This window comes from Sellimonas intestinalis (assembly GCF_001280875.1).
Classification (GTDB): Bacteria; Bacillota; Clostridia; order Lachnospirales; family Lachnospiraceae; genus Sellimonas; species Sellimonas intestinalis.
Genome location: NZ_LGAJ01000022.1, coordinates 1 through 12,309 on the forward strand (window position 1 = coordinate 1; position 12,309 = coordinate 12,309).

General features: G+C 48.4%; 17 protein-coding genes and 3 pseudogenes. 10 read left to right on the forward strand and 10 right to left on the reverse strand.

What is annotated here, in order from left to right; all coding sequences use genetic code 11:
• The 6 genes and pseudogenes from AOA56_RS16235 to AOA56_RS14750 form a co-directional block, all read left to right on the forward strand.
• A pseudogene (locus tag AOA56_RS16235) lies at positions 1–289 on the forward strand (relaxase/mobilization nuclease domain-containing protein); the annotation flags it as partial.
• Positions 290–420: 131 nt separating this feature from the next.
• Positions 421–621, forward strand: coding sequence for a hypothetical protein (locus tag AOA56_RS14730; RefSeq protein WP_024734079.1), 201 nt, complete (start codon positions 421–423; stop codon positions 619–621).
• Positions 622–625: 4 nt separating this feature from the next.
• Positions 626–1,357 (forward strand): replication initiator protein A, encoded by a 732-nt coding sequence (locus AOA56_RS14735; RefSeq protein ID WP_024734080.1) that lies wholly within the window; start codon positions 626–628, stop codon positions 1,355–1,357.
• Positions 1,354–2,233, forward strand: a pseudogene (locus AOA56_RS14740) (ATP-binding protein). Before AOA56_RS14735 ends, AOA56_RS14740 begins: the two are co-directional and overlap by 4 nt.
• Positions 2,230–2,439 (forward strand): transposon-encoded TnpW family protein, encoded by a 210-nt coding sequence (locus AOA56_RS14745; RefSeq protein WP_024734081.1) that lies wholly within the window; start codon positions 2,230–2,232, stop codon positions 2,437–2,439. The pseudogene AOA56_RS14740 and the gene AOA56_RS14745 overlap by 4 nt, the downstream one beginning before the upstream one ends.
• Before the next feature lie 127 nt (positions 2,440–2,566).
• Positions 2,567–2,752 (forward strand): annotated as a pseudogene (locus tag AOA56_RS14750) (recombinase family protein); the annotation flags it as partial.
• Positions 2,753–2,815: 63 nt separating this feature from the next.
• Here AOA56_RS14750 and AOA56_RS14755 read toward each other — a convergent pair.
• From AOA56_RS14755 to AOA56_RS14785, 7 genes are all read right to left on the reverse strand, one after another.
• Positions 2,816–4,492: a recombinase family protein gene (locus AOA56_RS14755; protein WP_053769983.1), complete on the reverse strand. Its 1,677-nt coding sequence runs from the start codon at positions 4,490–4,492 to the stop codon at positions 2,816–2,818.
• A gap of 100 nt (positions 4,493–4,592) precedes the next feature.
• Positions 4,593–4,820, reverse strand: a complete 228-nt coding sequence (locus AOA56_RS16515; RefSeq protein WP_004607973.1) for a transposon-encoded TnpW family protein — start codon at positions 4,818–4,820, stop codon at positions 4,593–4,595.
• A gap of 417 nt (positions 4,821–5,237) precedes the next feature.
• The gene (locus AOA56_RS14765) at positions 5,238–5,498 is read right to left on the reverse strand and encodes a helix-turn-helix domain-containing protein (protein WP_002569189.1); all 261 of its coding nucleotides are present in this window, start codon (positions 5,496–5,498) and stop codon (positions 5,238–5,240) included.
• Positions 5,479–5,919, reverse strand: a complete 441-nt coding sequence (locus tag AOA56_RS14770; RefSeq protein WP_002569188.1) for an RNA polymerase sigma factor — start codon at positions 5,917–5,919, stop codon at positions 5,479–5,481. The genes AOA56_RS14765 and AOA56_RS14770 overlap by 20 nt, the downstream gene beginning before the upstream one ends.
• Positions 5,920–6,020: 101 nt before the next feature.
• On the reverse strand, positions 6,021–6,206 hold the full coding sequence (locus AOA56_RS14775) for a hypothetical protein (protein WP_009243795.1): 186 nt from the start codon (positions 6,204–6,206) through the stop codon (positions 6,021–6,023).
• Positions 6,207–6,456: 250 nt separating this feature from the next.
• Positions 6,457–7,446, reverse strand: coding sequence for a 23S rRNA (adenine(2503)-C(2))-methyltransferase RlmN (gene rlmN / locus AOA56_RS14780; protein ID WP_002569187.1), 990 nt, complete (start codon positions 7,444–7,446; stop codon positions 6,457–6,459).
• 23 nt (positions 7,447–7,469) lie between these two features.
• The gene (locus tag AOA56_RS14785; protein ID WP_002588768.1) at positions 7,470–7,649 is read right to left on the reverse strand and encodes a cysteine-rich KTR domain-containing protein; all 180 of its coding nucleotides are present in this window, start codon (positions 7,647–7,649) and stop codon (positions 7,470–7,472) included.
• Between the two features lie 384 nt (positions 7,650–8,033).
• Between AOA56_RS14785 and AOA56_RS14790 the strand changes: the two genes are divergently transcribed.
• The 4 genes from AOA56_RS14790 (at position 8,034) to AOA56_RS14805 (ending at position 10,607) form a co-directional block, all read left to right on the forward strand.
• Complete coding sequence (locus AOA56_RS14790) at positions 8,034–8,387, forward strand: helix-turn-helix transcriptional regulator (RefSeq protein ID WP_053769984.1); 354 nt, start codon at positions 8,034–8,036, stop codon at positions 8,385–8,387.
• Between the two features lie 268 nt (positions 8,388–8,655).
• Positions 8,656–8,985: a plasmid mobilization protein gene (locus tag AOA56_RS14795; RefSeq protein ID WP_002569185.1), complete on the forward strand. Its 330-nt coding sequence runs from the start codon at positions 8,656–8,658 to the stop codon at positions 8,983–8,985.
• On the forward strand, positions 8,946–10,292 hold the full coding sequence (locus tag AOA56_RS14800) for a relaxase/mobilization nuclease domain-containing protein (protein WP_002569184.1): 1,347 nt from the start codon (positions 8,946–8,948) through the stop codon (positions 10,290–10,292). The genes AOA56_RS14795 and AOA56_RS14800 overlap by 40 nt, the downstream gene beginning before the upstream one ends.
• Positions 10,293–10,355: 63 nt before the next feature.
• Positions 10,356–10,607 carry a helix-turn-helix domain-containing protein gene (locus AOA56_RS14805; RefSeq protein ID WP_002569183.1) on the forward strand — a complete coding sequence of 84 codons (252 nt, stop codon included), beginning with the start codon at positions 10,356–10,358 and terminating at the stop codon, positions 10,605–10,607.
• Between the two features lie 177 nt (positions 10,608–10,784).
• On the opposite strand, the gene AOA56_RS14810 is transcribed toward AOA56_RS14805, so the two are convergent.
• Genes AOA56_RS14810 through AOA56_RS14820 form a run of 3 tightly spaced genes read right to left on the reverse strand, consistent with a single transcriptional unit; the run spans position 10,785 to position 12,306 of the window.
• Entirely contained in the window at positions 10,785–11,150 is a 366-nt protein-coding gene (locus AOA56_RS14810; RefSeq protein WP_053769985.1) for a cysteine-rich VLP domain-containing protein, read from the reverse strand.
• Positions 11,147–11,359, reverse strand: coding sequence for a transposon-transfer assisting family protein (locus AOA56_RS14815; protein WP_004607965.1), 213 nt, complete (start codon positions 11,357–11,359; stop codon positions 11,147–11,149). Before AOA56_RS14815 ends, AOA56_RS14810 begins: the two co-directional genes overlap by 4 nt.
• Complete coding sequence (locus AOA56_RS14820) at positions 11,356–12,306, reverse strand: hypothetical protein (RefSeq protein ID WP_053769986.1); 951 nt, start codon at positions 12,304–12,306, stop codon at positions 11,356–11,358. The genes AOA56_RS14815 and AOA56_RS14820 overlap by 4 nt, the downstream gene beginning before the upstream one ends.
• Between the last annotated feature and the right edge of the window lie 3 nt (positions 12,307–12,309).

Genomic DNA, 12,309 nt, shown 5'->3' on the forward strand with positions numbered 1-12,309 from the left:
ACTATTTTTATACTATCACTATCGTCTACCGGGAACGATACGAGAGCGATTTTATCATAGCCGAAGCCGCCGCCCGATATTTCAAGGCGCGGGGGATAACCAAACTTCCCAACCGAAAAACCTACAAACCGGGCTGGAACAGATCATAGTCCAATATAACGAGCGTTATAACGTATACCGGAGGAAGAAAGAGCGTGTCAAAGAGCTTCAGACCGTCAAGCGGAATATCGACCAGATGTTGCGTCGGAATGAGCCGCGGCGCGGCAGACGGCAGGATTTAGACCGATAAAGACCGCCCCGAACTGCTACCGAAACACGACAAAACGGATAGGGCAGAAAACCCCCGAAAATGACACCGAAACCATACACAAAAAACCGCCTATCCCGTCACACCGGCGGGAACGGCAGAAAGGAGCCGCTATGCCGAGAATGAGCAAGAAGCGCAAAGAGGAATGGGCTTTTTTTCTCATCGAGCGTAACCGCATTACTTACAACCCCCTTTGCCGCAAGTGCCGCCGCACCTGTAAACAGAGCTTCCGGGCGACCATTATCGAGTGTCCGGCGTTTATTTCCAAGCGGGCAAAGCAGCCAGACGGGAAAGGAGGCGGTACTTATCGCTGATTATATTACCACCGAAACGACCTTACCCCCGCCGCCCTACCTGCCTTATCCCCGTTTTCTGCTGAAAATGGACATATCCCAAACCGCCAAGCTGCTGTACGCCCTGTTTTTAGACCGTTCCGCCCTCTCACAAAAGAACGGCTGGACAGACGGCGAGGGGCGCGTGTTCATTGTCTATCCGATTACGGAGATAGCGGAAATACTGGATAAAGGAGTGATTGCTATCAAGAACGCCCTAAACGAGCTGGACGGCGTGGGGCTTCTGGAACGGAAACGGGAAGGCTTTGCCGCCGCTAACCACCTGTATGTGAAAGTGCCGCCAGTCGTCCAGATTTCCGTACCTATGACGGACGGAAAACCGACCCTCATAAGTCCTGAAAACCGACCTTATGACAGCCGGAAAAGTGACCTTATGATAGCCGGAAAACCGACCACTAATAAAACTAATATAAATCACTTAATAGAGAGCCAAACAATGGGAGTGAGTGGGGAGCCGCCCGCCACCTATGAAAGATATAACAATGTTTACTTGTTCAAAGAAGAATACGCCGAGTTACAGACTGAATACCCGGACAGGCTGGAACGGCTGATTGAGGAAATGAGCCATTACCTTGCCGCCACCGGGAAAACCTATCAGAACTATGCCGCCGCCCTGCGCCGTTGGGCGGACAAGGATAGAAAGGGAGCCGCAAGCGGTTTGCCGGACTATTCCTACAAGGAGGGAGAGAGCTTATGACAATAGAGTTTGGTAGCACGATTTTAGGCACGACACAGACCGCCCCGGAGCCGGAGGACTATACCGGCGCGGACGGGCTTTTATACTGCGGCAAGTGCAAAAAGCGAAAGAAGCCTATTTCACGCCGGATAAGGCGGTTATCTTCGGACGCGCCCGCCACCCGGCAGAGTGCGACTGTCAGCGGAAAATCCGCGAGGAACGGGAAGCCGCGAGGAACGCCGCCGCCACCTTGACGCGGTGGAGGACTTGAAACGCCGAGGCTTTACCGACCAGACTATGAGGGAATGGACGTTTGAGAACGACAACGGGGAAAACCCGCAGACAGCCACCGCCCACCGCTATGTGGAGAAATGGGAACGGGAATACGCGGAAAACTTAGGCTGTCTGTTCTGGGGCAGCGTCGGCACCGGAAAGAGCTACCTTGCGGGCTGTATCGCAAACGCCCTTATGGAAAAAGAAATTCCTGTCTATATGACGAAAATTCCTGTCTATATGACGAACTTTGCCCTTATCCTCAATGACCTTGCCGCCAGCTTTGAGGGTAGGAACGAATATATTTCCCGCCTTTTCCGCTACCCGCTTCTGATTATCGACGATTTTGGCATGGAGCGCGGAACGGAATACGGTTTAGAACAGTTTTACAACGTCATAGACAGCCGTTACCGCAGCAAAAAGCCGTTGATCGTTACGACCAACCTCACGCTGAACGAGCTACACCACCCACAGGACACCGCCCACGCTCGGATTTATGATCGTCTGCTTGAAATGCGTCCGCCTATACTCTTTACCGGCGGGAACTTCCGTAGGAAAACAGCGCAGAGCAAGTTAGAATGCCTGAAAGAACTGCTAAACGACGGAAAGGAGAATTGCCTATGACCGACACCACGAGGAAAGACCGCACCGCTCGCCGCCCAGATTGCGTGACGGAAACGAGGATAGGAAACACAATCCTTGTTGTGTCCGGCTTTTTCAAGGAGAACAGCACCGAAACCGCCGCCGACAAGATGATAAAAGTGTTGGAAGCGGAAGCCGCCGCCGGACACCTGCCGCCCGTTTCCCAGACTTGCGATAAGCCTATCTAAAAGACTGTCATTTTACCGGGAGATAAAGAAGCATTTTTTGCATTTTGCCGCTATACAGACAGCCGCCCCCATGTGGTACAATCAAGGTACGGAATAGTGGGGCTGGCTGTCGGAAACGGAGGATATTATGTTAAGACAGACCACCCAAAATCTCATTACCGCCCTTTATCCGAGATTATCCCATGAGGACAAATTGCAGGGCGAAAGCAATTCCATTTCCAACCAAAAGCGGATTTGGGAAACCTACGCCAAGCAGAACGGCTTTACAAATTTACGCTGGTACACCGACGACGGTTATTCCGGGGCAAATTTTGTTGAGGTAAGATAACGATACCTTTTTTGCAGAGGGTGTTATCTTACCTCTTTTTGATGTATGTTAGATAGCATAACTCTTTACGTCGGCTCCTATCTGTCTGAAATAGGAGATACTTTCGGTAGGCTTGTCGCCTGTATCAACTCTGCCGACAAAGCTATAAAAGATTTCGATTTTGCGGGTGTTCGTTTCCTTATCCAGTTCGTGAATAAGAATACGGTCAATAAATTCATGGACGTTTTCGTAGGTCAGTTCTTCAATCGCTGTGTATCTGCGTACCAGTGCGACAAACCTTTTTACGTCCGCGCTGCGCTCGGTGGCGTTGTCGATTTCCTGTGACAGCTCCGCAATCCTCCGGGTCAGCGTCTTTTTTTCTTCATCATAGCCGGAAGTCAGAAAAGCAAATTGTTCATCTGAAAGTTTCCCTAAAGCGTTGTCCTCGTAGAGCTTGCGGAATAAGATGTTCAGCTCGTTAATACGGTTCTGCGCCTTGTCAAGTTCTTTCCGCTGCTGTGTCAGCGTCTTTTGTACTGCCTTTGCGCTGCACTCGTTGGCGGTTTCGATAAACTCCTGTTCATGCTCTTTCACATAAGACGTTACGCGCTGCAAGTCTGCAAGGACAAGTTCTTTCAATACGCTTTTGCGGATATAATGCGTAGTGCAGAGCATATCATTTCTTGCCCGGTTGCGGTAGTTGCCGCAAGTGTAGGCGTGTTTCCGTTCAAGCGTCCCGGCTCCGCGTACTGCGTACATTTTATAGCCGCAGTCCCCGCAAAAGAGCAGCCCGGAAAACAGGTCGATTTCATCAACCTTTGTCGGGCGTTGCCGGGTGGCAATCCGCTTCTGTGCAAGTTCAAAGGTTTCTTCATCAATCAAAGGTTCGTGAGTGTTGGGGAAGAAATACCGTTTTTCCTCCGGGTTCTTTTTTGTCTTTTTCGACTTATAAGATACCTTGTAGGTTTTCCCGGTTATGGTATGCCCTAAATACTCTTTCCTTGTCAGAATGTCGTACAGTGTCTTATCCGGCCAGTTGTACCATGCGTTGAGCTGTGGGCGGGGGTGGCGTTTGCTTCCTGTCCTGCGGTAGCGCAGTTCCCCGACGGTCAATATCTCATTGTCCCGCAGCCAGTTCTGGATTTCACACATACGGTCGCCCCGTACATACATTGCAAAAATCTGTTTTACGACGTGTGCCGTTTCCGGGTCGGGTATCAGATGATTGCGGTTATCCGGGTCGATAAGGTAGCCGTAAGGAGCTTCGCCGTTGACGCGCTCCCCTTTCTGCGCCTTTGCCTGTTTGACAGCCCGGATTTTCTTTGAGGTGTCGCGGGCGTAAAACTCGTTGAACCAGTTCCGCAGAGGGGTAAACTCGTTATCTTCCCTCGCTGTGTCTACACCGTCGTTAATGGCAATGTAGCGCACTTCGTATTCGGGAAAGACAATCTCTATCAGCTCCCCGGTTTTCAGATAATTACGTCCCAGACGGGAAAGGTCTTTTGTTATGACGGTCGCCACGTTCCCGGCTTCAACTTCATGCAGCATGGCTTGAAGCCCCTCACGCTCAAAGCTCACGCCGGAAAATCCGTCGTCTACGAAAAAGCGCGTGTTGAAAAAGTGGTGTTCGTCAGCATACTTTTGTAAAATCATCTTTTGGTTCTGTATGCTCTCGCTTTCCCCGGCCTGCATATCTTCCTGGCTCAATCTGCAATATAAAGCGGTAATCTTGTCTGTCTGTAACATTTTGTCCTCCTTTCCGACGACAGACAAGCATGGTATTTGTACTGTCTATATTATACCACATACCGCTGCCTGTGTCATGTATAAAATGTGAAGAAACGCCCTATTTCCGGGCGTTTGCGGGGTTCAGTTCCATGTCTTTGCGAATGAGTTTTTTTATCTTTTTATCCAGTGTGTCCGTTGCGCGTTCACTTGCGGACGAACATACAAGGTAAGTAACTTTTCCTATTTTATGCTCCGTTGTGGTAACGGGCGTTTGGTTTTGCGTCAAAGAAAATCCCCCTTTCTTTCGCAAACATATAATACAGTCTATGAATAGCAGCAAGTCCACTATTCAATAAAACAAAGGCTTTAATCGGACGGTTATCAGCATAACCTCATGGGAATTGCACCCCCGCATGGTTCTCATGCAGCCCTACCCATTGCCTGCGACGCTCTTAACGCTCGGACTGTGGCTGTAAGGAAGTATCATTGTATATTCTGCGTGTCGTCGCCCGCAAGCCGCTACACTTGCTTTCCGGCGCGGTGTTGGTCGCTCGGCTGTCCGGGCGGGGATAACCTCACCCAGATAGCGTCATGGCGCACCCGCCGTATGGCTCGGCGCAAAAGGAACGTACCCGATTTGCCCTATGCTGCGCCGCCGTTATCTTGCGCCGCTTTCTTTGTCAAGGTTCAGAATGGCTTTGCTGCCGCGTCAGCAGCGGAACGGAAAAGGGGGAGAGAGAAAGCGTCCCGCCGCCGCTGCGGTTTATTCCTCTGCCTTAAAGGTGAGGACAGCCATCATCAGTTTTGCTTGCAGCCGTTCCCGAATGTCGTGGTCTACGCCAAAATAGACGTTCCCGCGCTCGTCGTACAGCTTCCGCATGGAGAGGCGGGCTATGTAGCCGCTGAAATGCTGCAAGACAATCTTCATGGCGTCCGGGTCGCCCTTTGTCGCTGCCACAATGACAGGATAAGGAACAAGGGCATTTTCCGGGTAGCCGGGTTCGTTACCATTCGTCCCATTCATCAGCATTTTCCTCCAGATATTTTCTTAATTTCTCAAAAGAGCTTGTCCGCCTGTACTGTATCGTGCTTCTCGACGTGTTGAACAGCTCCGCAATCTCGGTATCGTTCATTCCCTCGAAGTAATACAGCAATATGGCTTTGCGCTTTTCTTCCGGCAAAGTACGGATTGCTTCAAGAAGCAGCTTTGGCGTGATTTTCTTCCCGGCTTTCTCAAAGACGGTTTCGGCGGCTTCACGTTTGAAATATTCATCAAACGTATGAAGCTGCCGCGCTTCGTCTAAGGTCATGTCGGAAAAGGTCACTTCCTTTGCCTTGTGTCTGCGAAGTTCTCTATGGGTGTCGCAAGCTTCATTGTGCAATACCGTATTACAAAACTTCTGAAAAGCACACTGTTTGTAAAACTCCCTGCTATTAGGTTCCACATTCTCACCTCCTTTCTCGTTGGAAAGTTGGTGGTGCTTCCCCCCTTTTCGCGGGGCAATACGGCGTTTTTCAAAAACGCCGAAGATTTTTTGAAATTTCTTCAAAAATTTTTTGAACGTACAAAATGCGCCCGTCCGAAAAGCCCGGACGGGCGCATAGGCATTGTAAGCAGTATCCAGATGATTAGACAGTTCATATATATAAGCGTAGTTTCCCCCGGTGGTGGGCGGGCTTTTTTTGATAAGTCAATAACTGTCGGATTTTGTCGATATGCTTTTTGCTTCATGGCGGCTACCTCCTTTAGCCGCCGATTTCAACAGTGATACCGCGTCATTTCATTAGAAGATAAAAAGAAACGGCGGCTTTGATTTTTCAAAGCTGCTGCGGAAATCAAAGAACGACAAGCAACAGTTCTGATTTTGCTCCAATATGGTTATTAGGGGCACAAATTAAAATCAAAAAAGAGCCGATAACAGCAGTATTTCAAACTGCATATTATCGGCTCTGCGTCTGTGCGTCTGGCTCTTTTAATTAAATTATTTCTGTTGTTTTTTGGCTTTATTATATGTATTAGCTAACTGTCCACAAGCTGCTTTAATCTCTCTACCATGAGAAACTCTCATGGTAACTTCAAGTCCTGTTTGCTCTAATTGATGTTTGAACGCAACCATTTCTTGTTTTTGTGGTGCTCTAATTTTTGAATTACTCGTCGGGTTGTATTGCAGCACGTTAATCATAACATTTTTGCCCTTAAACCATTTTGCAAGTTGCCTTATATCTGAGGAACGGTCATTTATACCTGGTAAAAGCAAATACGCAAATACCACTTTTCGATTATGCCTTTGAGAATAGGACAATGCTTGCTTAACAACATCTTCAATAGCGTACATGTGCATATGAGGAATGATACAGTTTCTCGCAGCCTGTGTTGCTGCATGTAAAGATATTGTCAACTGAATTTTTAGATGTTCTTCGCGCAATTTTTTTAATTGATTAACTGGACCAACTGTTGATACGGTAATGCCGTCGGTTGGAAAGTTAAGTCCATTTCTATCTCGAAGAATATGGATTGCTGCAATCAAGTTGTCGTAATTGAATAAAGGTTCTCCCATTCCCATAAAAACGATACGATTTACTTTTTGACGTATCAATACAACCTGCTGCACAATTTCAGACGGTGTTAGATTACGAACAAAACCATTGCGTCCGGACTCACAAAAAATACAGCCAACAGAACAACCAACTTGCGTACTTACGCAAACAGTCCCACCATCTCGCCGTTTAATAAAAACCGTTTCAATATACCTGTTATCTTTCAATTCATAAACATACTTTTCAGTATCGCTACTTTTATAGACTTTTTTTGTTGATATTGATAGATTTTCTTTGTGAAATGGCTGTTTATACAATTCCGTATATAAGGCTCTTGCTTTATCCTCTCCAATTACTTCCGACATTTCTTTGTAAGTAAATCCGTATGGGTCATTCAATATTTCCGTAGGTGTACTTTTAGGTAAGTGTTTCATTTAAATATCCTTCCTTTTCAAAATTAAAAAGTTTGTTTTTCAGAGTTTTTGATTATGATTTCTAGTTTTTCAACATCAACGATATGCGTTAATTTACATTTAGGGCAGAAAAGAGGAAAATTTCTTAATACCGTATTATAAAATACTTGAACCCTCGTCTTTCCGTTACAAATTGGACATTTTATCCAATATTTTTCAAGCATAATATTTCTCCTTTTGCGCAAAAAAATGCAGGTCAATTCTCAACATGAGCATTGACCTGCATTTATACATATAATACTACAACAAAATTAAGGCATAGTTTTTATACTATGTCTATACGTCGTTAGTTTTGTTGTATAGCATACGCAAAATAAGCATGACAAAAAAGCCCATATTGAAAATGGGAAAAATCTTTTTTGATTTCAATGCTTATCGAATACGCATGCTATGTAACATAAACATTCCCCCCCTTTTATATAATATTATATACAAAAGCAGCTTGTTGTCAACATATATATATATGAATTATTTTGGCTAACTGATAGAACTACGTAGACATATCCAAGAAGAAAGGGGAACAGTAAAATGTAATAGGGTGAATAAATATGGCAAAAAGACCAGTACCAAAATACGACTTCAAGGCTTTTGGGGCAGCGATAAAGGCAGCGCGTGAGGGATGCAAGGAGAGCCGCAAGAAAGTAGGCGACGAAATGTTTATCTCGCCGCGCTACCTTGCGAACATTGAGAACAAGGGGCAGCACCCAAGTTTACAGATATTCTTTGAGCTGATACAGCGTTACCATATATCCGTAGACCAATTCCTTTTAGAAACGCCGCCGGAGAAGAACACGCAGCGGCGGCAGCTTGACGCGCTTCTTGACGGTATGAGCGATACAGGCATACGGATTGTAACCGCAACGGCAAAGGAGATTTCCGAAGTCGAAAAAGAGGGCGAATAGGAATGTCCGACTTAAAACTGAACAGGATTTAGAGAGCGTTGTAATCTTTTTTGAGATTGCAGCGTTTTTCTTTTGCGGAAGTTTGGCAAAATCGCTTTTTCTCCGTAGTAAGGGATAAGAGCCTAAAGGATAAAAACATTCGTAGCAAGCATAGGAAGCGGGTACCCACTTCCGTATTTTCGCCCTCCCGCGCTGCGGCGCGTCGGTTGAAAATTGCTTGTTGGGAAGTGTCCCAAACCCTCGGAACGGAAAGGAAAGGAGCGAACACATGGACGGACGCAAAAGGACAGTGCAAATCAAATTCAGAGTGACGGAAGCGGAACGGGATTTAATACTGGAAAAAATGAAGCTCGTACCCACCCGGAACATGGCGGCGTATCTGCGGAAGATTGCCATTGACGGGTATATCATTCAGATAGACCACGCCGATATAAAGGCTATGACCGCAGAGATACAGAAAATCGGTGTCAACGTCAACCAGATAGCACGCCGCGTAAACGCGACGGGGAACGCATACCAAGAGGACATAGAGGAAATAAAGGGGGTGCTTGCGGAGATATGGCGGTTACAAAGATTAAGCCTATTAAAAGCACTCTAAGCAAAGCCCTTGACTATATCGAAAACCCGGACAAGACGGACGGGAAAATGCTTGTGTCCTCTTTCGGTTGCTCCTATGAAACGGCAGATATTGAGTTTGAATATACCCTGTCGCAAGCACTCCAAAAGGGGAACAATTTAGCCTTTCATCTGATACAGTCCTTTGAGCCGGGGGAAGTCGATTATCAGAAAGCCCATGAAATCGGAAAGCAGCTTGCCGACGCGGTAACAAAGGGGCAGCATGAGTATGTACTCACGACGCACATTGACAAAGGACACGTCCATAACCATATCATTTTTTGCGCGGTGAACTTTGTAGACCACCATAAATACAATTCCAACAAAAGGAGCTATTACGGCATACGGAACATGAGCGACAAGCTGTGCCGGGAAAATGGCTTGTCCGTTGTCGTCCCCGGCAAGGGCAGCAAGGGAAAGAGCTATGCGGAGTACCAGGCAGAAAAGACGGGTACAAGTTGGAAAGGCAAGCTGAAAACCACTGTTGACGCGCTTATCCCCCAAGTTTCCAGTTTTGAGGAATTGCTAACGCGGTTACAGGCGGCGGGCTATGAGATAAAGCCGGGGAAATATGTATCATGCCGCGCCCCCGGACAGGAACGCTTCACCCGCCTTAAAACCCTCGGCGCAGACTATACAGAGGAAGCCGTAAGGGAACGGATAGCGGGCAGACGGACAAAGGTGGCGAAAGCTCCCAGAGAGCAGCGCGGCGTGTCGCTGCTTATCGACATTGAGAACAGTATCAAGGCAGCGCAGAGTAAGGGCTATGAACAGTGGGCGAAAATCCACAATCTGAAACAGGCAGCTAAAACAATGAATTTCTTGACGGAACATAAGATTGAGCAGTACGCGGATTTAGTCAGCCGGATTGAGGAAATGGCAGCGGAAAGCGGACAGGCGGCAGACGCATTGAAGAACGCCGAAAAGCGGCTTGCGGAAATGGCGGTGCTTATCAAGAATGTTTCCACCTATCAAAAGACAAAGCCTGTCTATGACGCATACCGCAAGGCAAGGAACAGGGAGAAGTACCGCGCCGGACAGGAACAGGCAATTATCCTCCATGAAGCCGCCGTAAGGTCACTGAAAGCGGCGGGCATTGCGAAGCTCCCGAACCTCGCCGCGCTGCAATCGGAGTATGAAGCCCTCCAAGCGCAGAAAGAAGCCCTTTACGCCGACTATGGAAAATTGAAAAAGAAAGTCCGGGAATATGATATTATCAAGCAGAACATTGACAGCATTTTACAGGCAGACAGACAGCCGGAACGGGAAAAGGAAACAGAACGCGGATAAGGATAGCAAAATCCCCGCCGCTGTGCTATGATAGGGCTATCAAAAAGCAGAGGAGCGTTGAGCATGGAAAACCAGAAAATGCCGGAATATGAAACCATACGCGCCGCCGTTGCCGGGGAGAAATGGGCGGTGGAGAAAGTCGTGGATTGCTACAAGGACGAAATCGACAGGCTATCGACGGTAGCGGTCAGACAGCCAGACGGAAGCACGAAACAGGAAATCAACGAAGATATGCGCCAGTCTATCACAAAGAAGCTGATAGAAGCCCTCCCGCAGTTCCCGCTTGAAGAAATGGAAAAGGGAAATGTCAGATAGGCAAAAAAAGAACAGGGCGCGGAAGCCAGTATATGACTTCCGCGCCCTGTCTTTTTATGGGTGCTGTTTTCGTGAATGTTACGCAGTAGAACGCCATTTTCGGGGGTAAAGGTATAAAGTATCGCCTATCTGATTTTCACGCCCGGAAAGCCCTGTAAATCAAGGGATTTTATGCGCCTACTGCGTAACAGGGGCGCGTCTTTTCCTCATGCGCTCGGCGGCTTGTCTGCGGGTGATACGCTTCCGGCAGTCGGGGCAGTATTTGACGCTGTTGGAGCTTGACGCAAAGAACGCGCCGCACTCGGTACACTTCTTCCTGTCCCCGGTCTGGTAAAGCTCCGCATAGAGCAGCCTGTCGGCGGGAAGTACCGCAGCCCGGAACCACTTGCAGAGAAGCGAATAGGAAATGAGCTGCGGACATACGCACTCGTCCCCGTCGTCCAGTAAGATACAGTTCCCGTTATCATAATTGCAGCACGTCCGGCGTACAAGGGCGTTGACTTTCCGGCTCTGGGGCGGCGTCAGCCGCTTAACCCCGTTCATACTTCATCAGCGGCGTAAATGGGAAGCTCTGCAAATTCCGCTTCGGTCAAAGCGTCCACTTTGGAAAGGGTGCGCTTTGCAAGCTCCCGCATATCCGCGTCCATGTAGGGCAGCGCGGCGTTGACATTCTCAATCAAAGCCCGCTTTCCGCCCTCGTTGTAAATACTCAAAAGGTTTGTTTCTTCAACAGTCAGTCTAATCATGCTCATACCTCCATATCGTGATTTTTTGTTTTCGCCGCCTTTTTCGGGGCGGTCTTTGCCTTGTCTGCTTTAAGCTGCGCCCGGATAGAGGGGCGGGGCTTCCTTATCTCCCTGTCCCGGTTCTCCCCCTTGTCAATCAGCGCATACGTCCCATGTCTGCCCTCGATTTTGGAAAAGGAAAGTGTCTTGTAGGGCAGCATGGAGAAAAGGCGGTCAGTGTCCTTTGTGGCTGCAAGCCGCATGAACGCCGGGGAAAGCTCTGCCATGAAATGGGTCTTGTTCGGGCTGTTCGGTTCGTAATGCCGCTTCATTTCCCGCACAATGCGCCGCGCTTCCGTTTCAATCAGCCCGTCCCGCAAGGCTGCGATATGCGCCTTGAAGTCCCCCGGCGAAAGCTGCTCCCGGCTGCGCCGTTCTTCCTGTAAAAGAGCTTGCAGCGCGTCCGGGTCGTTGGGTACGGCTTCAAAGCGTTCAAACTTCCCAAGCTGCGGGTCTGGGGTTCCGTCAAAATATCTCCCGGCTTCCTGTACCCTTTCCCCATGCTCATAAATCAGCTTCACCGTATCGGCGGGCAGCTCCTTTTCCTTGACACGCTCATAATGTTTAGCGTAGTCCAGTTCGTACAGATTGCCCTTGATTTTCCCGCGCTCCTTGCCCGTCAGCTCGATTGCATAGGCAAGTACGCGGTCGCTTGTCTGCTCCATGTAGAAACGCCATGTGTTGTGGGGTGCGGTATCTTTGAGGAAAACGTCGCGCTCCCGGAAACAGTGCGTCCCGGACGGGCGGCAGAACCACAAAAGGGTCTTGTCCTCCCTGTGGGGGCTTGCTGCCGCCTTTGCGATAATCTCTTTGTCAATGTCTAAGTCGCTCTGGTAAAAGCCTGTGTTCTGCTTCATAATCGCTTCAAGGGAAGCAAACAAATCCACGTTTTCAAATTTGCTCTGTTCCGGCATGGG